Annotated in this window: 29 protein-coding genes; 15 read left to right on the forward strand and 14 right to left on the reverse strand. The window is 66.9% G+C overall.

The genetic code is table 11. The features are described 5' to 3' along the window. Positions 1 to 24 precede the first annotated feature (24 nt). Entirely contained in the window at positions 25 to 591 is a 567-nt protein-coding gene (locus tag J2X92_RS13620) for a LuxR C-terminal-related transcriptional regulator (protein ID WP_307576419.1), read from the reverse strand. Positions 592 to 695: 104 nt separating this feature from the next. Between J2X92_RS13620 and J2X92_RS13625 the strand changes: the two genes are divergently transcribed. The 3 genes from J2X92_RS13625 (at position 696) to J2X92_RS13635 (ending at position 3,288) form a co-directional block, all read left to right on the forward strand. Next, the gene (locus J2X92_RS13625; protein ID WP_307576420.1) at positions 696 to 1,499 is read left to right on the forward strand and encodes a CoA transferase subunit A; all 804 of its coding nucleotides are present in this window, start codon (positions 696 to 698) and stop codon (positions 1,497 to 1,499) included. 1 nt (position 1,500) lies between these two features. After that, on the forward strand, positions 1,501 to 2,139 hold the full coding sequence (locus tag J2X92_RS13630; RefSeq protein WP_307576421.1) for a 3-oxoacid CoA-transferase subunit B: 639 nt from the start codon (positions 1,501 to 1,503) through the stop codon (positions 2,137 to 2,139). A gap of 72 nt (positions 2,140 to 2,211) precedes the next feature. Then, the gene (locus tag J2X92_RS13635) at positions 2,212 to 3,288 is read left to right on the forward strand and encodes a DUF4241 domain-containing protein (RefSeq protein WP_307576423.1); all 1,077 of its coding nucleotides are present in this window, start codon (positions 2,212 to 2,214) and stop codon (positions 3,286 to 3,288) included. 34 nt (positions 3,289 to 3,322) lie between these two features. Here J2X92_RS13635 and J2X92_RS13640 read toward each other — a convergent pair whose 3' ends face one another. Continuing rightward, positions 3,323 to 4,216 carry a LysR family transcriptional regulator gene (locus tag J2X92_RS13640; protein WP_307576424.1) on the reverse strand — a complete coding sequence of 298 codons (894 nt, stop codon included), beginning with the start codon at positions 4,214 to 4,216 and terminating at the stop codon, positions 3,323 to 3,325. Positions 4,217 to 4,355: 139 nt separating this feature from the next. Here J2X92_RS13640 and J2X92_RS13645 point away from each other — a divergent pair, with 139 nt between their 5' ends. From J2X92_RS13645 to mmsB, 4 genes are read left to right on the forward strand one after another with little or no spacing between them, the layout of a single operon-like run. After that, a complete protein-coding gene (locus J2X92_RS13645; protein WP_307576426.1) occupies positions 4,356 to 5,879 on the forward strand; it encodes a CoA-acylating methylmalonate-semialdehyde dehydrogenase in 1,524 nt (507 codons plus the stop codon). A 12-nt stretch (positions 5,880 to 5,891) separates the two neighbouring features. Then, positions 5,892 to 7,046 carry an acyl-CoA dehydrogenase family protein gene (locus J2X92_RS13650; protein WP_307576428.1) on the forward strand — a complete coding sequence of 385 codons (1,155 nt, stop codon included), beginning with the start codon at positions 5,892 to 5,894 and terminating at the stop codon, positions 7,044 to 7,046. Between the two features lie 28 nt (positions 7,047 to 7,074). Next, a complete protein-coding gene (locus J2X92_RS13655; protein WP_307576429.1) occupies positions 7,075 to 8,190 on the forward strand; it encodes an enoyl-CoA hydratase/isomerase family protein in 1,116 nt (371 codons plus the stop codon). Positions 8,191 to 8,222: 32 nt separating this feature from the next. Beyond that, the gene (gene mmsB / locus J2X92_RS13660) at positions 8,223 to 9,122 is read left to right on the forward strand and encodes a 3-hydroxyisobutyrate dehydrogenase (RefSeq protein WP_307576430.1); all 900 of its coding nucleotides are present in this window, start codon (positions 8,223 to 8,225) and stop codon (positions 9,120 to 9,122) included. 3 nt (positions 9,123 to 9,125) lie between these two features. Here the strand turns inward: mmsB and J2X92_RS13665 are convergent, their stop codons facing one another. Beyond that, the gene (locus tag J2X92_RS13665; protein ID WP_307576432.1) at positions 9,126 to 9,281 is read right to left on the reverse strand and encodes a hypothetical protein; all 156 of its coding nucleotides are present in this window, start codon (positions 9,279 to 9,281) and stop codon (positions 9,126 to 9,128) included. Between the two features lie 103 nt (positions 9,282 to 9,384). Between J2X92_RS13665 and J2X92_RS13670 the strand changes: the two genes are divergently transcribed. The 3 genes from J2X92_RS13670 (at position 9,385) to J2X92_RS13680 (ending at position 11,363) form a co-directional block, all read left to right on the forward strand. Further along, positions 9,385 to 10,248, forward strand: a complete 864-nt coding sequence (locus tag J2X92_RS13670; RefSeq protein WP_307576433.1) for a hypothetical protein — start codon at positions 9,385 to 9,387, stop codon at positions 10,246 to 10,248. A 280-nt stretch (positions 10,249 to 10,528) separates the two neighbouring features. Next, on the forward strand, positions 10,529 to 10,867 hold the full coding sequence (locus tag J2X92_RS13675; protein WP_093017832.1) for an alpha/beta hydrolase: 339 nt from the start codon (positions 10,529 to 10,531) through the stop codon (positions 10,865 to 10,867). A 217-nt stretch (positions 10,868 to 11,084) separates the two neighbouring features. Beyond that, a complete protein-coding gene (locus J2X92_RS13680) occupies positions 11,085 to 11,363 on the forward strand; it encodes a DUF4242 domain-containing protein (RefSeq protein ID WP_307576437.1) in 279 nt (92 codons plus the stop codon). A gap of 54 nt (positions 11,364 to 11,417) precedes the next feature. On the opposite strand, the gene J2X92_RS13685 is transcribed toward J2X92_RS13680, so the two are convergent. The 3 genes from J2X92_RS13685 to J2X92_RS13695 form a co-directional block, all read right to left on the reverse strand. Then, positions 11,418 to 11,888 carry a cupin domain-containing protein gene (locus J2X92_RS13685; RefSeq protein WP_307576438.1) on the reverse strand — a complete coding sequence of 157 codons (471 nt, stop codon included), beginning with the start codon at positions 11,886 to 11,888 and terminating at the stop codon, positions 11,418 to 11,420. 64 nt (positions 11,889 to 11,952) lie between these two features. Then, the gene (locus J2X92_RS13690) at positions 11,953 to 12,312 is read right to left on the reverse strand and encodes a group I truncated hemoglobin (RefSeq protein ID WP_307576439.1); all 360 of its coding nucleotides are present in this window, start codon (positions 12,310 to 12,312) and stop codon (positions 11,953 to 11,955) included. Between the two features lie 118 nt (positions 12,313 to 12,430). Further along, positions 12,431 to 15,508 (reverse strand): helix-turn-helix transcriptional regulator, encoded by a 3,078-nt coding sequence (locus J2X92_RS13695; protein ID WP_307576440.1) that lies wholly within the window; start codon positions 15,506 to 15,508, stop codon positions 12,431 to 12,433. Between the two features lie 282 nt (positions 15,509 to 15,790). Between J2X92_RS13695 and J2X92_RS13700 the strand changes: the two genes are divergently transcribed. The 4 genes from J2X92_RS13700 to J2X92_RS13715 are packed head-to-tail and all read left to right on the forward strand — an operon-like array spanning position 15,791 to position 19,853. Next, a complete protein-coding gene (locus J2X92_RS13700) occupies positions 15,791 to 16,486 on the forward strand; it encodes a DUF3348 domain-containing protein (RefSeq protein WP_307576442.1) in 696 nt (231 codons plus the stop codon). After that, positions 16,479 to 18,569, forward strand: coding sequence for a DUF802 domain-containing protein (locus tag J2X92_RS13705; RefSeq protein ID WP_307576444.1), 2,091 nt, complete (start codon positions 16,479 to 16,481; stop codon positions 18,567 to 18,569). The genes J2X92_RS13700 and J2X92_RS13705 overlap by 8 nt, the downstream gene beginning before the upstream one ends. Next, positions 18,569 to 19,228, forward strand: coding sequence for an OmpA family protein (locus J2X92_RS13710; protein WP_307576665.1), 660 nt, complete (start codon positions 18,569 to 18,571; stop codon positions 19,226 to 19,228). The genes J2X92_RS13705 and J2X92_RS13710 overlap by 1 nt, the downstream gene beginning before the upstream one ends. A 4-nt stretch (positions 19,229 to 19,232) precedes the next feature. Continuing rightward, positions 19,233 to 19,853, forward strand: coding sequence for a DUF2894 domain-containing protein (locus J2X92_RS13715; RefSeq protein WP_307576446.1), 621 nt, complete (start codon positions 19,233 to 19,235; stop codon positions 19,851 to 19,853). Between the two features lie 11 nt (positions 19,854 to 19,864). On the opposite strand, the gene J2X92_RS13720 is transcribed toward J2X92_RS13715, so the two are convergent. The 7 genes from J2X92_RS13720 to J2X92_RS13750 all read right to left on the reverse strand — a co-directional run bounded on the left by J2X92_RS13720 (position 19,865) and on the right by J2X92_RS13750 (position 24,099). Beyond that, entirely contained in the window at positions 19,865 to 20,176 is a 312-nt protein-coding gene (locus tag J2X92_RS13720; protein ID WP_307576448.1) for a chaperone modulator CbpM, read from the reverse strand. Between the two features lie 2 nt (positions 20,177 to 20,178). Continuing rightward, a complete protein-coding gene (locus J2X92_RS13725; protein ID WP_307576449.1) occupies positions 20,179 to 21,141 on the reverse strand; it encodes a DnaJ C-terminal domain-containing protein in 963 nt (320 codons plus the stop codon). Between the two features lie 45 nt (positions 21,142 to 21,186). Continuing rightward, complete coding sequence (locus tag J2X92_RS13730) at positions 21,187 to 21,828, reverse strand: histidine phosphatase family protein (RefSeq protein WP_307576451.1); 642 nt, start codon at positions 21,826 to 21,828, stop codon at positions 21,187 to 21,189. An 11-nt stretch (positions 21,829 to 21,839) separates the two neighbouring features. Continuing rightward, positions 21,840 to 22,415, reverse strand: a complete 576-nt coding sequence (locus tag J2X92_RS13735; RefSeq protein ID WP_307576452.1) for a glutathione S-transferase family protein — start codon at positions 22,413 to 22,415, stop codon at positions 21,840 to 21,842. Positions 22,416 to 22,449: 34 nt separating this feature from the next. Beyond that, a complete protein-coding gene (locus J2X92_RS13740) occupies positions 22,450 to 23,088 on the reverse strand; it encodes a CDP-alcohol phosphatidyltransferase family protein (protein WP_307576454.1) in 639 nt (212 codons plus the stop codon). A gap of 107 nt (positions 23,089 to 23,195) precedes the next feature. Next, positions 23,196 to 23,732: an SRPBCC family protein gene (locus tag J2X92_RS13745; protein ID WP_307576455.1), complete on the reverse strand. Its 537-nt coding sequence runs from the start codon at positions 23,730 to 23,732 to the stop codon at positions 23,196 to 23,198. A 28-nt stretch (positions 23,733 to 23,760) separates the two neighbouring features. Further along, positions 23,761 to 24,099 (reverse strand): ArsR/SmtB family transcription factor, encoded by a 339-nt coding sequence (locus J2X92_RS13750; protein WP_307576456.1) that lies wholly within the window; start codon positions 24,097 to 24,099, stop codon positions 23,761 to 23,763. Between the two features lie 170 nt (positions 24,100 to 24,269). Here J2X92_RS13750 and bla point away from each other — a divergent pair, with 170 nt between their 5' ends. After that, positions 24,270 to 25,163 carry a class A beta-lactamase gene (bla, locus tag J2X92_RS13755; protein WP_307576458.1) on the forward strand — a complete coding sequence of 298 codons (894 nt, stop codon included), beginning with the start codon at positions 24,270 to 24,272 and terminating at the stop codon, positions 25,161 to 25,163. Between the two features lie 9 nt (positions 25,164 to 25,172). Here the strand turns inward: bla and J2X92_RS13760 are convergent, their stop codons facing one another. After that, a complete protein-coding gene (locus tag J2X92_RS13760; RefSeq protein ID WP_307576460.1) occupies positions 25,173 to 26,474 on the reverse strand; it encodes a UDP-N-acetylglucosamine 1-carboxyvinyltransferase in 1,302 nt (433 codons plus the stop codon). Positions 26,475 to 26,479: the final 5 nt, after the last annotated feature.

The raw sequence follows: 26,479 nt of genomic DNA on the forward strand, positions 1-26,479 counted from the left end.
CCAGCCAGCTGATCCCGGCCGGGATCAGCCGGCAATGAGCTTCTGCACCAGCTCCGCCGTAGTCGCCGCCGCGTACTTGCGCATCAGCCGCGCCCTGTGCAGTTCCACCGTGCGGTGGCTGATGCCCAGCGCCTTGCCGATCTCCTTGGACGTGAGCCCGCGCATCACCTGCGCCGCCACCTCGCGCTCGCGCGGCGTGAGCTCGGCCTTTACGGCGCGGCGCGATCCCAGGTCTTCGAAGGTCCAGATGCCGGCTTCGTGCGGCGCGGCGCGGTTCATGGCGTGGCCGGTGACGTGGCACCAGAAGGTTTCGCCGGCAATGGCGCCATGCAGGCCGCCGAGGCGCTTCATCATGCGGTTGTCGGCATAGCGGCCGCTGGCGTTGAGGAACGGCTCCATGCGCTTGCCGATGCGCTCGAACTCGGCCACGCTGGGGTACAGAATGCTGAACGAATGCCCGACCAGCGCAGAGGGCGTTGCACCAAAAATCTCGCACACCCGCTCGTTGCAGGCCACGATGGTGCGGTTGCGCGAAACCACCATGCCCACGGGGGCATGCTCAAAGGCCAGCCGGTAATCGATCTCCTGCATCGGGGGTCACCATTACGAAATACTACGTATGCGACTACGTAGTATCGTTCAAGGCTCTCTCGCAACGCTTTCGCCAACTCTCCACCATCCATCAAGGAGCCCGAGTGAACAAGATTTATCCCTCCGCAGATGCGGCACTCAAGGGGGTCGTGGCCGACGGGCAGACGCTCGCGGTCGGCGGCTTCGGCCTGTGCGGCATTCCCGAGGCGCTGATCGATGCGCTGCACGACTCCGGCGTCAAAGATCTCACCTGCATCTCCAACAACGCGGGCGTCGACGGCTTCGGCCTCGGCAAGCTGCTCGAAACCCGGCAGATCAAGAAAATGATCGCGTCGTACGTGGGTGAGAACAAGGAGTTCGAGCGCCAATACCTCGCGGGCGAACTGCAGCTCGAATTCACGCCGCAAGGCACGCTGGCCGAAAAGCTGCGCGCGGGCGGCGCGGGCATTCCGGCCTTCTTCACCAAGACCGGCGTCGGCACGCAGGTGGCCGAGGGCAAGGAGCTGCGCGAGTTCGACGGCGAAACCTACGTGATGGAACGCTCGCTGGTGCCCGACGTGGCGCTGGTCAAGGCCCACGTGGCCGACAAGTCGGGCAACCTGCGCTTCCGCCTCACGGCGCGCAATTTCAACCCCGCCGCCGCCATGGCCGGCAAGATCTGCATCGTCGAAGTCGAGAAGATCGTCGAAGTGGGTGAACTGGCCCCTGACGACATTCACCTGCCGGGCATCTACGTGCACCGCATCGTGCTCAACGCCAAGCCCGAGAAGCGCATCGAAAAGCGCACCGTGAGCGCGGCCGCACCCACCGACGCAGCGGCCGCCAAGGTCGAAGCGCAGGCCGCCATTGCGCAGGCCGCCGCCGGCAGCGAAGTGCCCGCCCCCGTCAAGAACAACAAAGGAGCCTGAGATGCCCTGGACCCAAGACCAAATGGCCGCTCGTGCGGCGCAAGAGCTCGAAGACGGCTTCTACGTGAACCTGGGCATCGGCATTCCCACGCTGGTGGCCAACTTCGTCGGCGACAAGGAAGTGTGGCTGCAAAGCGAAAACGGCATGCTGGGCATCGGCCCGTTCCCGACGGAAGACCAGGTCGACGCCGACCTGATCAACGCTGGCAAGCAGACCGTCACCACGCTGCCGGGCTCGGCCATCTTCGGCAGCCATGACAGCTTCGCGATGATCCGCGGCGGCAAGATCAACCTGTCGATCCTCGGCGCCATGCAGGTCAGCGTGCAGGGCGACCTCGCCAACTGGATGATCCCCGGCAAGATGGTGAAGGGCATGGGCGGCGCCATGGACCTCGTGGCTGGCGTGAAGCGCGTCATCGTGCTGATGGAACACGTCGCCAAGAAGAAGGACGGCACCGAGGACCTCAAGATCCTCGAGAAGTGCACGCTGCCGCTCACGGGTGTGGGCGTGGTCGACCGCATCATCACAGACCTGGCCGTGATGGACGTCGTGCCCGAAGGCCTCAAGGTGGTCGAGCTTGCGCCGGGCGTGAGCTTCGATACGCTGCAGGCCAAGACCGGGGCCAGGCTGATCCAGTAGGCTGCGGCGACACAGCATCGACAAGGGCCGCTTTTGCGGCCCTTTGTCATGGAGGGATGAGAAACTGTACGCATGGCCTATCTCGACCTCGACAACCTCCAGACCATTTTTCTAGACGACGAGGCGCTGCGCACACGGCGCTTGCAGCGGCAGCCTTGCGGGGTGCTCAACATCACGAGCGGCCGCATCGTGGCGTGCGATCCGCTGGTGCAGCCCGAGCGCGAGCCCTTCGTTCGCAGCGTGAGCGGGCGCGGGGCATTCCTGGCCGAAGTGCTGCAGCACGAAGGCCGCCATGCCCTGGCGGTGCTCTGGCTGCGCGAGCGGGGCAGCTTGCAGGCTGCCGGTCTCCACTGGGAGCCGGCACTGCTCGAAGGGCAATCGCAGGACGAACTCGGCGACGACGAGTTCTACGGCTACCCCGTCGATGCCGGCGTCGGCTGCTTCATGGATGCCGAGTGCGCAGCTGCCATCGCCGAGCGCGAGGCGCGCGATTCATCGGCCAACCCCGACTACGTCAGCTACTACGACGACGTGCTCGACACCGAACTGGGCGTCGAGGACAAGGCGGACCACTACCCGCTGGGCGAGGGCAGCGCGAACAACGTGCTGATCTTCAGCTCGGGCTGGGGGGACGGCAGTTACCCGAGCTTCTGGGCGATCGACGCGTCCGGCGAACCCGTGGCGTTGGTGACCGACTTCATGACGATGGAAGGCGGCGATGCGCGCAGCGAGGACGAGAAGCGCGACGACGCCTACGCAGCCAGTCTTTCCCCCGAGAGACTGGCCGCGCTCGAAGCATTGGGTGCCGCTGCGATCAGCGGCGATGCGGCCGCCATCCGGCCCTTGCTCGATGCCGGGCTTGCAGGTGCCAACGACATCATTCCGTCGCTCGGCGAAACCGCGCTCTTGAGCGCGATCCGCATGAACCGGCCCGAAGCCTTGGGTGTGCTGCTGGGCGCCGCACCGTGCCCCGCCATGCCGGAGCAGTTGCGCATCGAAGGCGAGGCGGAAAGCTATCTGGCCTATGCGCGCTGGCTCGACAAGCCGCGCGTGCCCGGGTTGATCGAGTTGCTTGAGGCATCGGAAGCCGCGGCTGTTGCGCCAGCGCCGGCCGAAGGCACGAGCCTCTGGAAACGCCTGTTCTCCTGAGGCCTGCGCCGAAGCGCGCCGGCGCATCGGTACGTCAGCCCGGCGGCATCAGCATGTCCTTCTGCGACTGAACGGTGGCGAGCAAAAACTCCCACACCGCACGCATCCGTACGAGGTGCTTGGTTTCCGCCGGCATCGACATCCAGAACGTGCGCGTGAAATTTGCCTGGCCGCTCAGTACCGGACGCAGCGCCGGGTCCCGCTCGGCCACGAACGCCGGCAGCACGGCGATGCCAGCTCCGGCGGCCACCGCCCGGTGCTGCGCGAGCACGCTGGTGCTGCGCAGCGCGAAGGCGTCGGGGCGATGCAGTTCGTCGAGGTACTGCAGTTCCTTGCTGAAGAGCAGGTCGTCCACGTAGCTGATGAAGGTGTGGCCGCGCAGGTCTTCGCGTGTCTTGATCGGCTTGTGCGCGGCCAGGTATTGCTTCGAGGCGTAGAGCCGCAGCGTGTAGTCGGTGAGCTTGGTCACGACCACGGGCCCGCGCGCCGGCCGTTCGAGCGAAATCACGATGTCGGCCTCGCGCCGAGACAAGTGAACCAGGCGCGGCATCGCCAGCAGGTCGATGGTGAGTTTGGGGTGCTGCTGCGCGAAAAGCGCGAGCTGCGGCGCCAGCACGACGGTGCCGAAACCCTCGGTGGCGCCGATGCGGATCAATCCCGACAAGCCTTCCTGCGAAGCGGGCGCGGTGCTCTCCACCGCCTGGAATGCGCTCTCCATGGCCTCGACCTGCGGCTGCAGCTTGCGGCCCGCTTCGGTGAGCCGGTGGCCGCCCGCCTCGCGCGAGAAAAGCGGCGCGCCTACCTCTTTTTCGAGCGCCTGGATGCGCCGCGCCACCGTGGTGTGGTCGACCTCGAGCCGGCGCGCGGCGCTCATCAGCGTGCCCGAGCGAGCCAGCTCCAGAAAGTAGCGAAGGTTGTCCCAGTCCATGTGCTTGCGTCCCGTGGCGTTGACTCTGCATTTTTGCAAAGCGATAGCGCATATTTGTCTATTGTCATGGCAAATCTGCAAAGCTAGGATGCGGCTTGAACCTGCCAGCCAGGCCCGTATTCACAGGAGACAAAACCCCATGGACGCCACCACCACCCCCAAGACCCAGGTCGCCACCGTCAAGCTGTTGATCGGCGGCAAGTTCGTCGAATCGAAGACCACCGAATGGCGCGACATCGTCAACCCGGCCACGCAGGAAGTGCTCGCCCGCGTGCCCTTTGCCACACAGGCCGAGCTCGATGCTGCTGTGGCTTCCGCCAAGGACGCCTTCAAGACCTGGCGCAAGACGCCCATCGGCGCCCGCGCCCGCATCTTCCTCAAGTACCAGCAGCTCATTCGCGAGAACATGGGCGAGCTGGCCGCCATCCTCACGGCCGAGCAGGGCAAGACGCTGCCCGACGCCGAGGGCGATGTGTTCCGCGGCCTCGAGGTGGTCGAGCACGCATCGAACATCGGCAACCTGCAGCTCGGCGAGCTGGCCAACAACGTGGCCAACGGGGTCGACACCTACACGCTGCTGCAGCCGCTGGGCGTGTGCGCCGGCATCACGCCGTTCAACTTCCCGGCCATGATCCCGCTGTGGATGTTCCCGATGGCCATCGTCACCGGCAACACCTTCGTGCTGAAGCCTTCCGAGCAAGACCCGATGGTCACGATGCGCCTGTGCGAACTGGCGCTCGAAGCCGGCATCCCGCCCGGCGTGCTCAACGTGGTGCATGGCGGCGAAGCCGTGGTCAACGGCATCTGCGACCACAAGGACATCAAGGCAATCAGCTTCGTCGGCTCGACCAAGGTCGGCACGCACGTCTACAACCGCGCCACGCTGGCCGGCAAGCGCGTGCAATGCATGATGGGTGCGAAGAACCACGCCATCGTGATGCCCGACGCCAACAAGGAGCAGACGCTCAACGCACTGGCGGGCGCGAGCTTCGGAGCGGCAGGCCAGCGCTGCATGGCAGTGTCGGTGGCGGTGCTGGTGGGCGAGGCGCGCAACTGGGTGCCCGAGCTCATCGAAAAAGCCAAGACGCTGAAGATCGGCGCCGGCACCGAGAAAGGTGTGGACGTGGGCCCGCTGGTTTCGTGCGCTGCTTTTGAGCGCGTCAACGGCCTCATCGAACGCGGCGTGGCCGATGGCGCCAAGCTGGAGCTCGACGGCCGCAAGCCCACTGTGCCGGGCTACGAGAAGGGCAACTTCGTCGGCCCGACGATCTTCTCGGGCGTGAAGCCCGGCATGACGATCTATGACCAGGAAGTTTTCGGGCCCGTGCTCTGCGTGGCCGATGCCGAGAACATCGACGAGGCCATCGAGCTGATCAACAGCAACCCGAACGGCAACGGCACGGCGATCTTCACGCAGTCGGGCGCCGCGGCGCGCCGTTTCCAGGAAGACATCGACGTGGGCCAGGTCGGCATCAACGTGCCGATTCCGGTGCCGGTCCCGATGTTCTCGTTCACCGGATCGCGTGCTTCCAAGCTCGGCGACCTGGGCCCCTACGGCAAGCAGGTCATCATGTTCTACACGCAGACCAAGACCGTGACGGCACGCTGGTTCGACGACAGCACCGTTTCGCACGGTGTGAATACAACCATCAGCCTCAAGTAAGAAACCGGGCGAATGGACTTCGAACTTTCCGAAGAGCAGCGCGCCTTTGCGCAGAGCGCGCGCGACTTTGCACAGGCCGAGTTCGCGCCGCATGCGGCGCAGTGGGATGCGGAAGCCATCTTTCCGAAAGAGGCTATCGCCAAGGCGGGCGAACTGGGCTTCTGCGGGCTCTACGCGCCAGAGCGAATCGGCGGCCTCGGGCTTCCGCGGCTCGATTCTGCGCTGGTGTTCGAGGAGATGGCCGCTGTTGATCCGTCGACCACGGCCTTCATCACGATCCACAACATGGCGACGTGGATGCTCGGCACCTGGGCGACTGATGCGGTCGCCAAGCAGTGGGGCGAAGACTTGACGAGCGGCCGCAAGCTCGCGTCCTATTGCCTCACCGAACCAGGTGCCGGATCGGATGCGGGCTCGCTCAAGACGCGCGCCGAGCTGCAGGGCCATGAATACGTCATCAACGGCGGCAAGGCCTTCATCTCGGGCGCGGGCGCGACCGACGTGCTGGTGCTCATGGCGCGCACGGGCGGCGGGGGCGCGGGCGGCATTTCGGCCTTTGCGGTGCCGGCCGATGCGCCGGGCGTGAGCTACGGCAAGAAGGAGCACAAGATGGGCTGGAACAGCCAGCCCACGCGCACCATCAACTTCGACAACGTGCGCGTGCCGGCCCAGAACCTGTTGGGCAAGGAAGGCGAGGGCTTTCGCATTGCCATGAAGGGGCTTGACGGCGGGCGCATCAACATCGCGACCTGCTCGGTGGGCGCGGCGCAGGGCGCGCTCGATGCGGCACGCCGATACCTGCACGAGCGCCAGCAGTTCGGCAAGCCGATCGCGAGCTTCCAGGCCTTGCAGTTCAAGCTGGCCGACATGGCGACGGAGCTGGTCGCGGCGCGGCAGATGGTGCGGCTTGCGGCAAGCAAGCTCGACGCCGGTCATGCCGATGCCAGCACCTACTGCGCGATGGCCAAGCGCTTTGCGACCGATGCGGGCTTCAACGTGTGCAACGACGCACTGCAGCTGCATGGCGGCTACGGCTACCTGAGTGAGTTTCCGCTGGAGCGGCTGGTGCGCGATACCCGCGTGCACCAGATTCTCGAAGGCACCAACGAGATCATGCGCGTGATCGTTGCGCGAAAATTGCTGGAAGGGGACAGCGACATCCGCTGAAGCCCCGCATCCAGAACCTCTCAAGACAATGACCGACTCCGTAGTTCTCTTCGACGAAATCAAGACCGCCGGCGGCCAGCGCTTCGGCGTTGCCACGCTCAATGCACCGGCCTCGCTCAACGCGCTTTCCGTAGACATGGTGCGCCTGCTCACGCCCAAGCTGCGCGAATGGGCGGCCGACGACGGCATCGTCGGCGTGCTGCTGCAGGCCGCGGGCGAGAAAGCCTTTTGCGCCGGTGGCGACCTGCGCCAGCTGTATCAAACCCTGCTCGAATGCGGCCCTGCGCGCAACACCTACGCCGAAGACTTCTTCCGCGAAGAGTACGAACTCGATTACCTGATCCACACCTTTCCCAAGCCCTTTCTCTGCTGGGGCCACGGCATCGTGATGGGTGGCGGCGTGGGCCTGATGTCGGGCTGCTCGCACCGCGTGGTCACGGCGCAAAGCCGCATCGCCATGCCCGAGATCAGCATCGGGCTCTACCCCGACGTGGGCGGCAGCTGGTTCCTCCGGCGCACGCCCGGCCGCACGGGTCTGTTCCTGGCGCTCACGGCTGCCAACCTCAATGCAGCCGATGCCATCTTCTGCGGTTTGGCCGACGTGCTGGTGCCGCATGAGCACAAGGGTCAGGTGCTCGAAGCGATTGCGGCTGCGAACTGGCGCGGCGAACTGAAGGCCGACCGCGCCGAACTTTCGCGAATCCTCGCGCGGGCGGGCGAGGGCGCGCAGTTGCCGCCATCCAAAGTGCGCGAGCACTACGACACCATCAACGCCCTGATGGCAGGCGACGACCTGCTCGACATCGCGAAACGCCTGCGCAGCCTGCAGAGCGACGACCCGTGGCTGCAGTCCGCATCCAAAACATTCATGAAGGGCGCCCCGAGTTCGGCCGCGCTGAGCTTCGAGCTTTGGCAGCGCGTGCACCGCATGTCGCTGGCCGAGGTGTTCCGGCTCGAATACTGGGCCTCGCTGGGTTTCTGCGCGCACAAGGACTTTGCCGAGGGCATCCGCGCGGTGCTGATCGACAAGGACCGCAATCCGCGCTGGAACCCCGCCACCATCGAAGAGATCACGCCCGCGTTCATCGAAGACCACCTGCGTCCGCGCGGAGAGATGCCGGCGGAACTGGCTGCGCTGGCCTGAGCCTCTTCTACAAATACAACGGAGACAAGCAAATGAAAATCGCATTCATCGGCCTCGGCCACATGGGCGGCCCCATGGCAATGAACCTGCGGAAGGCAGGCTACACGCTCAAGGCCTTCGACCTCTCGGAAGAGGCCTGCAAGAAATACGATGCTGAAGGCCTGCCCATTGCCGCATCGGCTGCCGAATCGGTGACCGATGCGGACGTGGTCATCAGCATGCTCCCGGCCAGCGTGCACGTGGAAGGCCTGTTTCTCGGCAGCGCGGGCAAGCCGGCACTGCTCGACAGCATTCGCGCCGGCGCCCTCGTGATCGACAGCAGCACCATTGCGGCCGCCACCTCGCGCAAGGTGGCCGAAGCGGCCGCTGCCAAAGGCATTGCAATGATCGACGCGCCGGTTTCCGGCGGCACGGGTGGCGCGATTGCCGGCACACTGACCTTCATGGTCGGCGGCGAAACCGATGACCTCGACCGCGCACGTCCGGTGCTCGAGAAGATGGGCGCCAACATCTTCCATGCGGGCGGCATCGGCGCGGGCCAGACGGCGAAGATCTGCAACAACATGCTGCTGGGCATTTTGATGATCGGTACTTCCGAGGCGCTGGCGCTGGGCGTTGCCAACGGGCTCGACCCCAAGGTGCTGTCCGAGATCATGCGGCGCAGCTCCGGCGGCAACTGGGTGCTCGAAAAGTACAACCCGATGCCCGGCGTGATGGAAGCAGCACCGGCATCGAAGAACTATGCGGGGGGCTTCGGTACCGACCTGATGCTCAAGGATCTGGGCCTGGCGCAAGAAAACGCGACGGCGGTTCGCGCGGCTACGCCGCTGGGCGGACTGGCGCGCAGCCTCTATGCGGCGCACAGCCTCGCGGGCCACGGCGCGCTCGATTTCTCGAGCGTGCTGAAGCTGGTGCAGAAGGCGTCGTCCTAGCGACTAGCCAAACAGCGCGTCGCTGGCCCATAGAAGGGCCAGCACGCCCAAGAACAGCAGCAGGAACACGACCCACGCGCGCGTGAAAGCCTGGGTCTCCGTGATTTCGGCGGGAGCCGTTTCAAGCGGAACAGGGGCGCTGGGTGTGTGTGGGTTCATTCCCGACTGTACCCTGCGGCCGCGGTCGCCGCGAAGCTGCTGCGCAAGGAACTGGCGGCTGCTTGAAGCAGGAGGGCGATCGTGGCGCGCCAATAATGGCGCCATGCTTGCCCTTCCAGTTTCATCGAGACCCTTCTTCCTCGCGCCCGTCCTTCTCCTCTCGTTGTTGCTTGCGCCAGTCATGGCCTCGGCGCAAGACCGCGCCCAGGCCCTGATGAAATTCGAGGGCGTGCAGGCGCGCTACCAGGCGGCCTATGCGCCCGGTGCCGTGTCGCGCGATGCGCGCCAGCTGCTGGAGCCCCCGGACCAGGCTATTGCCGACAAGGCGCTCCAGGCATTGGACGCGGCGGCTGCGCGGTCCTTCGACGTGGCGGCTTCGGTGGCTGCAATCCAGCAGGAGGTGGCGGCTGCCGGCAAGGGTGGCGCGGCGCCGGCTCCGCAGGTGCAGGCCGCGGTGGCCCGGTTCTCGAAGCTGCGCGCCGACTACGCCGCGATGGACGACGCAGGCAAGCTGGAGTTTTTCAACCGCGAGCGCGCGAAGCCGGCCGATCCCGCACGCACGGAACTGCTCGAGCGCATGGCCGTGGCCGACGTGCGCGAAGTCGATTTTTCGAGCCAGCTGCTGTTGAGCTCCGTGGTCAAGCAGCTGGCGCGCGGCAATGCGGGCCAGTTCACTTCGTTGCCGGACCGCACGCTCGACATGGCCGTCGACACGCTGTGGTCGCGCGGCATCACGTCGCCGCGTCCGCGCAACCTGCTGATCGTGGCGCGCGAGTTCGAAAAGCAGGTCACGCAAGCCTTGCTCGCGGCCCTGCCGGACGCGGACGTGGCCGCCTTGCTGGCCTGGCGCAACGATGCGCAGGCCGCGGCCGAGCGCGAAGCGCTGGTGGGCACCTACCGCGCGGAGGTCAAGGCGAGCGGCGCCGTGGCGATCCGGACGCTGGTGCGCGGCTGGCCGCGTTCTTGACCGCCGCGCGCAGTGGCGTACTTGTCGGGCGCCTCGGCATAGGGCGAACGCCGCATTGCAGGGCGCAGTGCCTGGCATGCAATCTGCGTTTGCTGTGCTGCGCGATACTCGCCGCCTGGACGAAGACCATCGCTCATGAGCACTTTCGCCCTCTCGTTGAGAAAGTTCCCCGTCATTGTTTCAGTTTCATGAACACTGCGATTCGATTGGCTAGGGTTTTCCCTGGTAATTGAGGTGCAAACTTCGAGGCATCCAAAGCCCGATCAAGAAGGAAATTGAAATGAAGACCTCGAACATCCTCGCCGCCGCCGCTCTCTCCCTGCTCGCCGCCGCTGGCGCCCACGCAGAGACCTATGAAGGCGTGCAGCCTCTGAGCGCCGGCTACAGCCGTGCCGACGTCGCACCGCAAGCCGCAGCCGCCGCCCGCGAAGGCAACGCCTACAGCGACGCTGCTTCCGCCGTCGTGGCTCCCGTGCTGGCTTCGTCGGACCGCGCTGAAGTTCGCAACGAAGCCGTTGCTGCTGCGCACGCACCCGGCCAGAACCTGCGCCGCGAAGCCTTCGCAGACAGCGTGATCCCTTCGCAAGCTCGCAGCTTCACGCGCCAAGCCGGCCTGTAATCGAAGCAGGCAGGGAAGAGCGGCAACTGCCGCTTGCTCTCGGCAACAGACAAAAAGCCGGACGGTGCCAAAAGCGCCGTTCGGCTTTTTGCTTTGGCGCGAAAGAATGGGTAGGCGACAGGTTAGTACGAACGGCCAGGCAGGGGGAAACACTCGGAGCCGTCTGGCGACCCTCCGCCCTACGATGGCACTTCCATACGAACGAAGGAGTTGTGCCATGCCTCTCTACCTGATCGAACGCACCTTTGCCGACCAGCTCGAAGTCTCGCCCGAGGGCGCGGCCAGCATCATGCGCATCAACGACGACGTCGGGGTCCGCTGGCTGTATTCGTTCTTGAGCGCCGACAAGAAAAAGACCTACTGCCTGTACGAGGCGCCCAGCGCCGAGCTGATCCGCGAGGCGGCGCAGCGCAACGGACTGCCGGCCGACGTGGTGATCGAGGTCGATGAACTGCGCCCGCCGGCGGTGCAGGCCGAGGCAGTCGCGACGGCTTGAACGTGAAGCAGCGAGCGGCATTGCGCCGCTCGTCCTTCGTGCCCGTCGGCCTACTTACTTCGACCTCGGGTCATCGGCCGGATTGACGTAAGTGACGCCCCAAGGCCCGGTGCCGTGGAGCTGCACCACGGTTTCTTCCTGCGTCCATGCAAAGTGCGGCGTCTTGGCCTGCAGGATCATCATGCCGCCCGCGGTCACGGGCATTGACTTCTGCATGTCGAGCTTGTCGCCCAGGCCCATGTGGAAGGTGCCCGAGAGCACGGTCACGCGCTCGACGGCCGGATGCCAGTGCGACGGAATCCGGTAGTTGGCCGGCACCCTGATGCGCACCGTGAAGGGCACGGCTTCGCTCATGGGTCCTTCGAGCACCGCGAGCTTTGCGCCGGGTGGCAGCGAAGGAACGTCGGCCCATTTCAGGTCGGCCGGCGAAATCATCCGATGGTCGGGTGTCTGGGCCCAGCTCGTCGCAAGGGCTGCGAGCAGTGCGGCGCCGATCGCCCAGGCAACAAATGGTTGGCGTGTCATGGTCTTTCCTTTCGGTGTCACCGGCGAAACGCCGCCGGGGCGCGGGCAAGAGCGGGGCCGTTGTCTACAGCCGCACCACATCGCCCTTCAATGAATAAAGAATGGCGACCACCTCGTTCTTCTCGGCTTGGTCGTAGCCGTTCCTGGACATCGCGTCGAGGATGTCGTCGATGGCGGCGACCAGCTCCTGCTCGTTGATGTTCATTCCCTTGTGCGCGGTCACCAGGTCCTTGCCGGTGTAGCACTGCGGTCCGCCGCTGCCTGCACAGAGAAACTCGAACACGTGGCGCTCCACTTCGGGGCGGTTGCTGTTCGCAAAGCGGGCACGAATGAGGGGGTTGTTGTAGTGGTTCTCGACCACGTCGGTCACGAGCCGCTGGATGCGCTCTCCACCGCCGAGCCGTTCATAAAGGGTTGCGGGCATACGAGACACTCCTTCTGGTTTGGCGACCTGGCGGCGCCGGGCCTGGGACAGACCATAGGACGGCCGGGGCGGCCGCGCATCGCCCGAATTGACCATTTGGACCGCGTGCGGCCAGTGGCTAGCGGCCAGCAGCGGACGCCGTCGAGCCTTCGGACGCTACGCGGTGGCGATGCGCCCAGGCCGCGGCTTCGGTGCGGCTTCGGCAATCGGTCTTGGAGAGGATGTGGCGCACGTGGTGGGCCACCGTGTGCGGGCTGATGAACAGCCGCTGCGCAATGGCCTGGTTGCTGTGACCGGCACTGAGCAGCCGCAGCACGTCGACTTCGCGCGGGCTCAGACCTTCGGGCGCCGCAGGTGATTGAGCAGCGCCTTCGAGCTCGCGCTGCAGCGACTCGCATCGGCGGGCGAGGCTGGCCATGCCGAGTTCGCGGCCAATCGAAAGCGCCGCTTCCAGATGCGATCTGGCAGCGGCGACGTCACCGCCGCGCCGGGCCAGCCACCGCGCCCATTCGAAGCGGCTGTGCGCCAACCACGGCCGGCTGCCGCCTTGCTCGTCGAGCGCGGCCGCAGCCGCGAAATGAGTGGCTGCACTGTCGTCGTCGCCCGCCAGCGCGGCCAGCATGCCGCGATAGCGGTCCACAGCGCCAAAGCAGGCGATGTTGGTGCCGGTGACTACGTTGCGCCCGGCATAGGGCGCGAGCAGCCGGTAGAGCGTTGCCGCGCGCGGCACGTCGCCAAGACGTGCGCAGACCTCGGCGGCAAAGACGATGTTGGTGAGCCACATGCCATCGCGCGCAATGCCTGCGAATCCGTCGCCCGCCAGCGCTTCATACGCCTCGCGGGCGGGCTCGTGGAGATCGAGCTCGGCGCAGATCAGCGCGAGGCCAGGCTGCCACAGGCTGTTGCGCGGCACGCTGCCGACCAGCCCGCGCAGCACCGGCAGCACCTCGCCAAGGCGGCCCTGCTGGCGCCGCAGTAAAAAGATCTGCAGGCTGTAGGCACCCTGCGCATGGTTGGACAGAAAGCGCTGCCCGAGCGTGAAGGTCTCGCCGGCCAGCCTTTCCGAATCGGCGAAGCGGCCTTCGTACGCGGCCAGCAGCGTGAGGCTGGCCAGGCCCATGGCCTGCATGAAGGGCTGGCGAATCGCGTCCGCCACCCGTGCGTGCACCTGCGCCAGCGAGCGCGCCGCATCGAGTGCGCCTTTCTCGACCAGGTCGCCAAAGTACCAGCCAGTGAGCGAGTCCACCCATTCGACGTGGCCCGCGCGTTCGGCCACCTCGAGGGCTTCGCGCGCGCAGCGCAGGCGCTCATCGAGTTGCCCAGGGTCGCCGCGCGCCGGCAAGATCGCGGCCAGTGCCTTGAACAGCGGCTGCGGCATGGCCAACTCGCGCGCCAGCGCCACGGCGCTGCGCTGCGCCGCAATGGCCTCGGGCTGGCGGCCGCAGAAGATGCAGGCGCGGCACAGCGCGGCGAGCAGGTCGACCCGCAGCGCGGTATCGAAGCGGTCGGCCGCCGCGAGCGCCTCTTCGAGCAAGGCCGCCGCCTCTTCGCCGGGGTGGCTGATGCGCCAGCCGTTGTTCTCGAAGCCGAGCGCGGCCCGCGCGAACAGCTCGGCCTCGCCGAGCGCGCGCGCCAGCGTGGCGGCTTCCAGGAAGGTAGCGGCGGCGGCATCGTTCTCGCCGGCATGCATTTGCACCGCGCCCAGCGCCAGCAGCAGTTCGCCATGCCGTGCGCGCTCGGCCGGCAGCCAGCGCTCCTGCAGCTGCAACGCGAGCCGATAGCAGCGTAAGGCTTCTTCGTAGGCCATTACTGCAACGGCCCGTGCTGCGGCACGCTGCGCGATCTCCAGCGCGCGCGCCGGGCTGCCCACGGGCAATGCCGCGGCCGCGTGGTAGGCCAGCGGCGCCAGCACCGCGTCGGGATCGGCGGCGTGGCGCGCCTCCAGCGATTCGGCAATGCGCCCATGCAGTGCGACGCGCTGTGCCGCTGGCAGTTCGTCATAGAGCACTTCGCGGATCAGCACGTGACTGAACTGGTACTGCGCGCCCGGAGGCACCCGCTCGATGATCCGGTGCGACAGCGCTTCATCGAGCCTGCCGAGCAGCTCGGCCTCGCTGTCGGCGCCGGCCAGTTCGGCCAGGAGGGGCAGATCGAAGTCGCGGCCGATGCAGGCGGCAATTGCGAGCAGCGTGCAGCAGGGCGCCGAGAGCCGGTTGAGCCGCTGGCCGATCACGGCGCGAATGCCGCTTGGCACGGTTTCAACCAGCGCCGCGGTGGCATGCGGGTCGTTGCCCTGGGGGCCCTGATGCAAGAAGCGCAGCGTTTCCACCAGGTACAGCGGATTGCCTTCGGTGCGGCGGTGCATGGTGGCAATCACTGCGGGCGGCGGCGTTACCGCGCTGGCCGCGGCGACCATCCGCTCGGTCTCTTCGAGGCTCAGCCCCGGGAGCGGCAGCCGGCAGAACTGCCGCGTGTTCAGCAGCTCGGCCAGCGTTGCAGCCAATGGGTGCTGGCGCGACAGATCCGCCTCGCGGTAGGAGCCGAGCAGCAGCATGCGGCTCTCGCCAAGATCTTGCGCGATGAAGGCCAGGAGCCGCAGCGACGAGGCATCGGCCCAGTGCAGGTTGTCCAGAATGAGGAGCAGCGGCCGCAGCGTGGCCACCTGGCGCCAGAAATGCGCCACCGCGGCAAACAGGCGAAAGCGCGCCTGGTCGCCTTCGCCGATGGCTGGCACCGCAGTGCCTGGCGGCAGGCGCTCGGCGAGTTCGGGTGCAATCTCGACTGCCGCCGCCGCGTCCCTGCCGAGCAGCGCCGGCAGGCGCTCATCGCGGCAGGCGCGCAGACAGGCCTGCATGGCGCGCGTCCACGGCAGAAAGGGTGGCGCGCCGGGTTCCTCGAGGCAGCGGCCCCACAGAGTCAGCATGCCGCGGCGCAGGGCCAGTGTTGCCACTTCCTGCGCGAGCCGGGTCTTGCCGATGCCAGCCTCGCCGCTCACCATGACCACGCGGCCGCGCCCGGCCAGCGCACCGCCGAGCGCGTCGTGGGCCAGCTGCAGTTCACCGCGGCGCCCCACGAAAGGCTCGGTCGCGCCCGCCACCGCGGGGCTTGCCACCGGCGCGGCACCGCAGGCCGGACATGGCGCGTCGGCATGCAGGCACACGCGCCCGCAGCGGTGACAAGCGATCCGATCCAGCATGGCCATGCCGCTCCTTGTGCTTTTTTTCCCGGCCCTGGGCCGGCATGGACGAGTCTGCACGCGGCGAGTGCCTGTAGGGCTTAGGACTTACGCCACGCCACGCCGCGTCGAAGACGGCTGCCCGACAGGCGCGCGGGCTGGACAGTCGCCGCGGCGGCCTGGCCGAAAACGACCGGTAACCGCCCGCTGCGTTACTGGAAGTTTCACCCGGGCGGGGGTGCTCTGCCGAGGCTCCCGGGAGGGGTGGCCGGTGTAGACTGCCAGGTTTTTCGTTCTGGCGGTATGGCGCACGTTTCACAGCGCACAGTTTTCAATGGTTCGGCGCTCGTTCGCCTGCTTTCCCGACTGGCCGATACAGGCATGCGCGAACCCACGCAAGCCACCGCGGATCGATTGAGCCAGTGGTTCGGCTGGACCGATGCCATTTCGCTTTCCGCCGCGCTGGACGGCGTACCGGCGGCTGCTGCTTCTTCCCGGCTGCGGGCTCCCGCCGGTTCCGAGGAACGGGAATGCGCCCGTGCGCGGACCGCGCTCGCCAATGCGATTGCAGAAGACGGGGTGGTCATGGCCGCAACCGACTTCACGCCGCTGCGCCGCCGCTACCTTGCGCTGCAGCAGGCCATGGAAGCGGGGATCGGCCCGTTGCGCGGGCGCTTGCGGACGACGCTGGCGGCCAAGTCCCCGGCCATGGCAAGGCTGGCTGCGGTGGACGTGGTCATGGAGCAGGTTCTGGCTGCGCGCGAGCACGGCCTTTTGGCCGGCGTGCCCGCATTGCTCGAAAAACATTTCAACCGCTTGAGCGGGAACGGCGCGTCAACGACAGCCGAACCCGCCGGCGAACCCCAGGCCGGCGAGTGGCTGCACGTTTTCCGCAAGGACATGAAGAACGTGCTGCTCGCCGAACTGGACTTCCGATTTCAACCGATCGAAGGGCTGCTCGAAGCCCTTCGCATGAGGCAACCAGAGTGCCATGAATAGATTTCTTCACTACGCTGTTTTTGCCGCGGGCCTGGCCGTCGTGTGCTGGGTTGGCGCGGGCTATGTGGGTTCGCATCCATTGGCGCTCATCGTCACGATGATCGTCGGTGCGTTCTACATCATGGGTGCGGTCGAGCTGCACCGCTTCCAGCAAGCAACATCCACATTGAGCCGCGCCGTGGCCGACTTGTCGGCCGCTCCGGCGGACCTGGGCGCATGGCTCGGCCAACTGCATCCGACGCTGCGCAACGCGGTTCGCCTGCGCATCGAAGGCGAGCGTGTCGGCTTGCCCGGCCCGGCGCTAACGCCCTATCTGGCCGGACTGCTGGTGCTTCTGGGCATGCTCGGCACCTTTCTCGGCATGGTGGTCACGCTCAACGGCACCGGGCTGGCGCTGGAAACCGCGACCGACCTGCCGGCCATCCGCGCCTCGCTGTCGGCCCCGGTCAAGGGCTTGGGGCTGGCGTTCGGCACGTCGGTGGCCGGCGTGGCCGCCTCGGCGATGCTCGGCCTTGCGTCGGCGCTGTGCCGGCGCGAGCGGCTGCAGGCCGGGCAAGCGCTCGACAGCAAAATCGCGACTGCGCTGCGCGTCTACTCCGAGACGCATCGACGAGAAGCGTCGTTCCAATTGCTGGAGCAGCAGGCGCAGCTGATGCCCCGGCTCGTCGACCAGCTGCAGGCGATGATGGTCACGATGGAGCGCCAGGCCCAGGCCTTGAACGAGCGCCTCGCCACCGGCCAGGCGCACTTCCACACCCAGGCCGAGGCGGTGTACGCCGGCCTCGCTTCCTCAGTCGACCAGTCGCTGAAGCAAAGCCTGATCGAAAGCGCCCGCATCGCCGGCGCCACCATCCAGCCGGTCGTCGAAGCCACCATGGCCGGCATCGCGCGCGAGACGGCTTCCTTGCACGACACGGTCGCACGCACCGTGCAGCAGCAGCTCGATGGGCTTTCGAGTCGTTTCGAAGCTACGACGACCAGCGTGGCCGACACCTGGAAGGCCGCACTCGCCGAGCATGAGCGCACGTCCGGGGCAGTGGCCAAAGACTTGAGCGCATCGCATGAGCGCTTTGCTGCGACCTTCGAGCAACGTTCGGCATCGCTGGTCGAAGCCGTATCCGCCCGCCTCGAGGACACGGTAGGCAGCGTGTCGGACACGTGGGGCAGCGCGCTTGCACAGCATCAGCGCGTGAGCGAAAAACTGTCGGAAGACACGCGCCAGTCCTTCGCCGCCGCAGCCGCAGGTTTCGAGCAGCACGCGGCATCGCTGCTGCGCACCGTGGACCAGGCGCACGCTGATCTTCAGGCGCAGATGGCGGCGCGCGACGAGCAGCGCCTGTCCGCCTGGACTCAGGCCCTGTCGGCCATGGCCACGTCGCTGCATCAAGAGTGGCAGCAGACCGGCGCGCACGCGGAGGGCCGGCAGCAACAACTTTTCGAGACCTTGGCGCAAACCGCTCGCGACATGTCGACCCAGGCCGAAGCCCATGCCAAGGGCACGGTGGCCGAAATCGCCCAGCTTCTGCAGGCCGCATCCGAGGCGCCGCGCGTCGCGGCCGAGGTGGTGGCCGAGCTGCGGCAGAAGCTTTCTGACAGCATGGCGCGCGACAACGCGATGCTGGAAGAACGCAGCCGCCTCATGGAAACGCTGGGAACGCTGCTCGACGCCGTGAACCACGCCTCCACGGAGCAGCGCTCGGCAGTCGATGCGCTGGTCGGCGCGTCGGCCGATGTGCTGGAGCGCGTTGGCAGCCGCTTCACCGACAAGGTCGAGGCGGAAACCGAAAAGATGTCCGGCGTCGCCGCGCAGATCACCGGCAGCGCCGTCGAAGTAGCGAGCCTCGGCGAAGCCTTCGGCCTTGCCGTGCAGCTGTTCAGCGAATCGAACGACAAGCTGGTGGCCCATCTGCAGCGCGTCGAAGGCGCGCTCGGCAAGTCGATGGCGCGCAGCGACGAGCAGCTGGCCTACTACGTGGCGCAGGCGAGGGAGGTCATCGACCTCAGCATCATGTCGCAGAAGCAGATCGTCGAGGACCTGCAGCAGATCGCCGGCCGGCAGCAGGCCGTGGCGAGCGAAGCATGATGCGCGACGATCTCGACGCCGGGCTGGAGCCGAGCGTGCCGGTGTGGGCAGTCTTCGGCGACCTGATGTCGGGGCTTGTCGGCGCCTTCGTGCTGATCTTGGTGGGTGCGCTCGGCATGCAGCTGGACCTCGCGGCAAAGCTGCAGGCCGAGGTGCAGCAGCGCCAAGCCGAAACGCAGCGGCGTGAGGCGCTCGAAAAAGCCCTCGCAGGGCCGCTCGCGGCCGGCAGGGTCACCCTCGTCAACGGGCGCATTGGCATCAGCGGCAGCGTGCTCTTCGCCTTCAATTCGGCTGAGTTGCAGCCCGAGGGCCGGCAGGTGCTAAAGAGCCTGGCCGCGCCCGTGGCCGCCTACCTCCGTGCGCGTGACGAGGTGCTGATGGTGAGCGGCTTCACCGACGACCGGCAGATGCGGCAGACGAAGGAGGGCAACCGGCCCTTCGCCGACAACTGGGAGCTGTCGGCCCAGCGCGCGTTGACGGTGACGCGCGCATTGATCGAAGAAGGCATTCCCTCGTCCTCGGTGTTTGCCGCGGCCTTCGGATCCGAGCAAGCAGTGGCGTCCAACGCCGACGCCGAAGGACGGGCAAAGAACCGGCGCGTCGAAATGGCGCCCACGCCCCGCCAGCAGACCGGCGCCGGCGCAAAGGCCCGTGAGTAGCTGCATGGACGACCCCGCGGCGATGCTCGATGCGTGGCGTGCGCGCGGTGAGCATCGCGCGGACCCGGTGCGCTTTCGTTTTATCGAGGCAATGGCCAGGCGAGCGGCTGGGCATGAGGGCGATGCGCGGCGCATCCTGGACGAGAAGGTGGCGGGGCTGCTTGCGGCGTATCGCGAGAAGCTGGATGAGAAGCAACGCGCCGTTGCCGGCACTAAACAAGAGGCCGTGCTTCCTCCCGGCCCGCTCGCGCAACTCGTCGAGCACATCGCCCGCCAGTCGCCGCTGCAAGCCGAAGGGCCTGCTGCAACCGATGCCGCACCCGCTCCCGAACTGAAGACGCTCCGCTACTTCAGAAGCACCTGGTCGCGGCTCAGCGCCGACCGGCGGCTCACGCAATCATTGGCAAAGGTGCCGGACAACGCCGGCCCACTCAACTCGCATCACCTGGTGCATCGTTCGCTCATGCTGATGCATGAGCTCTCGCCCGAATATCTCAACCGCTTCATGTCGTACGTCGACACCCTGCTGTGGGTCGATCAGGTGAACGGCAGCAACGCGCCGGCCGCGGCAAACACGCCGCGCGTCGAGAGCAAGAAAAAGGGCGCGCGCGGCAAGGCCGGCTAAGGCGCTGCCGGTCAGCGCAAGCCGTGCGCGCGGATCACTGCTTTCAGCCGCCGCACCTCGTGCTGCAAGTCGAGAATCAGCGCCGCTGCGTCCAGGCCCACGCCAAAGTCGCGTTCGAGCCTGCGCGCTTCCAGGGCGCTTTGCAGGTCGGCGCTGGAGAACTGCCACCGCTCGGGCGGCGCTTCGGCGGCGGTGACTTGCACGATGCCGACCTCGACGAGTTGCACCACCCATTCGGTGTCGGCGCCGCAGGCGTGGGCCAGCTCGCTCGCGGCGAGCGGCTGCGATGCGCTGATGGCGGTTGTGACGGATACGGTCGCCATGCTCACACTCCCAGATGCTGGCGTGGGTTGAACGAAGCCGACGCTTGCGCGAGCTGCTCGTAGGCCTTGCGCGTGGTGTCCGCGGTGGCGGGGGGAAGGGCAATTTCCAGCAGCAGGTACAGGTCGCCGGGCTGCTTGCCGCCCAGCCCACGGCCCTTGAGCCTGAGCTTGAGGCCGCTGCGCGCATTGGGCGGCACGGTCACCTCGACCGCACCGCCGGTGGGAACGGGCACCTTCACCTGTGCGCCTAGCGCGGCCTCGGTCGGCGTGACGGGCAGCGTCATGTAGATGTCGCGCTCTTCCACGCGATAGAGCCTGTGCGGCGCAATGCGCACCTCCAGGTACAGGTCGCCGGCCGGCTCTCCGCCGTGGCCGGGCATGCCCTGTCCGGCAAGGCGGATGAACTGCCCAGGATGCATGCCGGCCGGAATCTTGACGCTGAGCGTGCGCGTCTTGAACGACGGACGGCCCTGGGCGTCCGTTTCCTGCGAACGCAGCGTGATCTCGCGCTCGGCGCCGTTGAGTGCGTCTTCGAGCGAGATCTCGATGGCCGCGTGATGGTCTTCGCCGCGGGCGCGGTAGTTGCGCTTGGCCGCACCGCGCCGCTCGGCCTCGCCGAAGAGCGACGAAAAGAATTCGCTGAAGTCCGCGTGGTCGGCCGGGCCCTGGTTCGGGCCGCGGTGAAATTCGAAGCCGGTGTCCCAGCCCGGCGGCGGCTGGAAGTCGCCCTGGGGATGCCCGCCGCGCGCCACGCGGTCGGCCAGCGCGTCGTAGGCGGCGCGCTTTTCCTTGTCGCGCAGCACGTCGTTGGCTTCGTTGATGTCGCGCATGCGCTTCTCGGCGTCGGCTTCCTTGCTGACGTCGGGGTGGTACTTGCGCGCAAGCTTGCGGTAGGCCTTGCGTACGTCCTCTTCGGACGCGGTGCGGTCGATCCCCAGTGCGCTGTAGTAGTCCTTGAATTCCATGGCGGTCCGTGTGGGGTGAACGCCGAACAGTACGCCCGGTCTTTGTCAGGCCAGGGCGGAATCGCCGTCGGCATGCCGCAGCAGCGGCGTTACGGTCCATGTGGGGCCGCTCTTGGAGAAACGCAATGGCTGCGCATTGCCGAGCAGGTCGAGATCGATGGGCACCCCGAGTAGCGCGGCCAGCGCATACAGCGTGCCGCCATGGGCCACCACCAGCACCGGTGCCGGCTCCGCCAGTGCCGCACCGAGCGCAAGCCGCTTGCGCGCCACGAACTGCGCAAGGGTTTCGCCGCCTTCGGGTTCGCAGGCCCAATCGATGTTGGCCGACGAGGTGCCGATGAGCGCGCCGAAGTTGCGCTCGCGCAGCGCCGCCTGAGGCGTGGGCGCCAGGCGAAGCACTGCGGCCACGGTATGCGCCGTGTCGTGCGCGCGCCGCGCATCGCTGCAGACGATGGTGCGGATCGGCTCTCCCGCCAGCAGCTGCGCTGCGCGGGCTGCCTGCTGCAATCCGAGTTCGCTCAGCGGTTCGTCCACGGCTTGGAAGATGCGCTGTGCATTGCGGCCGGTCTGGCCATGGCGCAAAAAGTAGAAGTGGTCGCAGGCCGGCGAGAGCGGCTGCTCGGCGGCAATGCGGACCAGCTGGTCGAGCCCGGCGGTCGCGCCGCGGGGGAAAGGTGCCTGTGACATGGGTGTGTGGTTCAACCGAACTTCATGGCCTTGGGGCGCGCCTGCAGCCGGTCGATGTAGGCATCGATCTTCGGCCGGTTGGAGTGGCCGCCGAATGCGCGGTGCCAGATGAACATGGAGCCGATCATCACGTCGGCCGCGGTGAATTGCTCGCCGAAGAGGTACGGGCCGTCGCCCAGCTCCCGTTCCACCGCATCCTTGGCCTGCTCGAAATCGGTCCAGCCGCGCGCGCTGTTGTTGCTGTGCAGCCCCAGCAGGCTGTCGCCCATCGAGGGCTCGAGCTGCGCCGTCGAATAGACCATCAGCGACAGGTAGCGCCCGCGCTCTGTCGAGCCCACGGGTGGAGCCAGCCTGGCCTCTGGAAACTTCTCGGCCACGTACATGCAGATGGCCGCGTTCTCGAAGACGCGGGTGCGGCCGTCGACCAGCGCCGGCAGTTTGCCGGCGGGATTGATCTCCAGGTACTCGGGTTTCTTGTGCGCCTTCTCCCGGATGAGGGTGGGGACGATTTCGTAGTCCACACCGGCCTCGTCGAGCATCCATTTCGCGATCTGCGCGCGGCTGTGCGGATCGAAATACAACTTCATGAGGAGGTCTCCTTTTTGAAGGATCAGAGTCCTGTCAGAACTTGGGAATGCGCAGTGTCTTGCTGATCATCAGCGTGCCCGACAGCGCAAAGAGCAAAGTGAGCGGATGCAGCAGCCACGGGCCGATCGCCACGGCGCCGCCCCACACCGCGTCACCGATGCGGCCTTGCCAGGCTGCAAGCGCCAGCACGCCGACCAGCACCACGCTGGTTGGAATGGGCGTACCTTCGAAGTACTTCACCTTGTCGGCGCCCGCGGAAAGCGCCTCGGCCGTGACGTTGTAGCGCGCGAGCCGGCTCACGCCGCAGCAGACGAAATAAATCAGCAGCATGCAGTCCCAGCCGCCGTCCAGACCGGCGGCAAAGGCGAGCGCGGCGGGCGCCACGCCGAACGAAATCACGTCGGCCAGCGAATCGAGCTCGCGCCCCAGAGCGGAGTGCGTCTGCCGCCATCGCGCGATGCGGCCGTCGAACACGTCGAACACGAAGGCAGCCGGCGCGAGCGCCGCGGCCCAGAAGAATTGCGCAACCGACTGACTGGCCATGAAAGCCATGGCAAGGAACACCGCCCCCACGCCGCAGGCCGCGTTGCCGAGCGTGAATACGTCGGCCAGGTGAAAGCCGCGGATCATCGAGAAATGCTTGCGGGCCGGTGTGGGGGGAGGGGTGGTCATGGGCGTGCTTCGGAGTCGGCGAATGCTCCGCACCTTAACGCAACCCGGGCCGCTTGCCTGTAGTCGCCATCCGACTCCGGAAAGGACCGGCGGATGGCGGCGGGGGCTCAGGCCGGAAGGTGGGCCTCGTAGGCCTTTTCGAGCTCTGCGTGGCGGGTCCAGAACCCGCGTGGCTTGCGCTGCTGCAGCACGTCGTCGAGCACGTCCAGGTGGGCATGCCAGCCGCTGGAGACGCTGAGCGTTTCCTTGCGATCGGGCAGGCGGCGGTGGGTGAGCACGAGACGGGTCGAATCGCCCTCCGGCGTGAATTCGAAGCTCACTACCGAAGCAGTGGCGCTTTCGCTGCCCCAACTGATGACCAAGCGCTTTGGTGGTTCGATCTCGATGACCCGCGATGTCTGGGAGATGGGGCTCCGGCAGGCGCTGTAGCGCTCCGGTGCCACTTCGCCGGATAGCCGGGTGTGGTCGAAGCGCAGCTCGAACACGCCGCCGATCTCATGCGCCATGGTGCCGCCGGCCAGCCAGGCCGCGCGCTTGTCAGGCTCGACGAAATAGGCCCACACACGCTCTATGGGCGCGGGCAGGGTGCGCTCCATGCGCAGGGTGCCGGGTTCGATCAGGGTTCCGAGGCCGTTCTTGGTCATGGCTTGCTCCTTGAAGAAGGGAAGGTCTTCATTGGCGGGACGAACCGCGCCGCAGCTCGCGCTCCAGCGCGTCCAGATGGTTGCTCCAGAAGCTTTCATAGTGGCGCAGCCATTCGTTGGCCGATGCGAGCGCCGCCGGCTCCAGCCGGCAGACATGCGCGCGGCCCTGCACGGTGCGAGAAACCAGCCCGGCGCGCTCCAGCGCCTTGACGTGCTTCGATGCGCCCGCAAAAGACATGTGAAACGGCGCACCGAGTTCACCCACGCTGCACTCGCCCTGGGCCAGCAGCTGCAGCATCGTGCGGCGCGTGCTGTCGGAAAGGGCGCGGAACACGGCGTCGAGCCGTCCATCGTCTAGTTCAACCATGAGGTTGAATATAGATCTGTCTCGCGAATTATTCAACCAATTAGTTGAATGATTGAATGGTGCGGTTACACCCGATACAGGCGAGACGCGGCTGCACAGTCTGGCGCTGGAGCCGGCGCGGCGGCGCTCCTACGATCACTTTCGTTCCATCCACTCCGCCTACAAACCCCATGAAATCTCTCGTTTATCGCCGCACCCTGCTGCTTGCCGCCTCCGCACTGCCCCTGGCCAGCGCCTGCAGCGCGTGGTCCGCGAAAGGGCCGCGGGCCGCATCGGCCGAGGCAGAACTCGCGGCGCTCGAAAGCAGCGTGGGCGGGCGGCTCGGCGTGGCGGCGCTGGACACCGCCACCGGTGCGCGCGTGCAGCACCGCGCAGCCGAGCGCTTTCCGCTGTGCAGCACCTTCAAGACCATGCTGGCCGCGGCCATCCTCGATCGCAGCACGCGCGACGGCAGCCTGCTGGAGCGGCGCGTGAGCTATGGCAAGGGAGAGATCCTTCCCCATTCGCCCATCACCGAAAAATACCTGGGGCAGGGCATGGCGGTTTCCGCGCTGTGCGCCGCCACCGTCCAATACAGCGACAACGCCGCAGCCAACCTGCTGATGAAGATTCTCGGCGGGCCTCCCGCTGTGACTGTGTATGCGCGCTCCATCGGCGACCAGGCCTTCAGGCTGGACCGTTGGGAAACTGAACTCAACAGTGCGATTCCCGGCGATCCACGCGACACCACGACGCCCGAGGCCATGGCCGCAAGCCTGCAGCGGCTGGTGCTGGGCGACGCGCTGGGTGCAGCGCAGCGCAACCAGCTCGAAACCTGGCTGCTGGGCAATACCACCGGCGCCACGCGCATTCGCGCCGGCGTGCCGGCCGATTGGAAGGTCGGCGACAAGACCGGCGCGGGCTCCTATGGCACCGTGAACGACGCGGGCGTACTTTGGCCGCCGGCAGGCGCACCGCTGGTGCTGGCGGTCTACCTGACGTTTCCTTCGCAAAAGGATGCACAGGGCCGCAACGATGTCATCGCATCGGCGGCGCGCATCGCCGTGAACGCGCTTCGGGCCTGAGCCCGGGGCTCACTCTTCGCTGGTCCACTCCACCTGCGCGCCCAGGCTGCGCAGGTTTTCGGCAAAGCGGGGATGGGCCCGCCGGATGGGCGTGGCATTGCGTATTTCGGAGCGGCCCTCGATGCTGGCCGCCACCATGAAGAGCGCAATGGCCACGCGAATGATGTAGGGGCTCTCGACCACGGCTGGCGTCAGCGGGCTGCCGCCGAAGCTGATGAGCCGGTGCGGGTCCGAGGAGAAGACGTGGGCGCCGAACTTGGAGAGTTCGCCGGTCCAACCCAACGCGCCGTCGTAGACCTTGTTCCAGAACATCGCATTGCCCTGCGCCCGGACGCCCAGCGCAATGAAGATGGGAAGCAGGTCGACCGGAAAGTAGGGCCACGGCGCAGCCTCCACCTTGGTGAGCACGTTGCTGGTGAAAGGCGTCTGCACCTTCAACGGCCCGGCGCAGCTGGCACGCGACCAGCCGTTTTCGTGCGCGATGGCGACGCCGAACTTGGCAAAGGTGCGGTCGATCAGCGGAAAGTTTTCGGGTGCGCTGTTGCGCACTACCACGTCGCCGCCCGTGATGGCGCCCAGTGCCAGGAAGGTGGTGATCTCGTGAAAGTCTTCGTCGAAGCGGAACTCCCCGCCGCGCATCGCATTGCCGCCATGCACCGTGAGCCGCGATGTGCCGATGCCTTCGATGCGCACGCCCAGCAGGGCCATGAAGCGGCAGAACTCCTGCACGTGCGGCTCGGAAGCCGCGTTGGTGAGCGTGGAGGTGCCTTTGGCCGCCGCCGCGCACAGCACGAAGTTCTCGGTCGTGGTGACGGAGGCGTAGTCGAGCCAGTGTTCCGTGGGGGTCAGCGGTCCGTCGCACCGCACCAGCAGCGAGCCGCTGGCGCGCTCCACCTGTCCGCCGAAACGGCGGAACACGTCGACGTGCGGATCGATCTCGCGCACGCCCAGGGTGCAGCCCTTGACGTTGTCCTCGAGCCGCGCAATGCCGAAGCGCGCGAGCAGCGGGGGCACCAGCATGATCGACGAGCGCATTTCCTCCGGCAGACGGTCGCGCGCGGCGTCGAAAGCCGTTTCGCGGTGGTGCAGCTCCAGCGTGCCGGTGGCGTGGTCCATGCGCGCCTCGCTGCCCAGGCTGCGAAAGATGTCGAGGATCTTTCGCACGTCGGTGATGTCTGGCACGCCATGCAGGCGCAGCGGCTCGTTTGTGAGCAGCGTGGCGCACAGCACGGGCAGCACGGCGTTCTTGTTGGCGGAAGGAGTGATGCGGCCGCGAAGCGGCGTGCCGCCGTGCACGATGAGGTTGGACATGGGAA

The organism is Variovorax paradoxus, assembly GCF_030811855.1.
Lineage (GTDB): Bacteria > Pseudomonadota > Gammaproteobacteria > Burkholderiales > Burkholderiaceae_C > Variovorax > Variovorax paradoxus_L.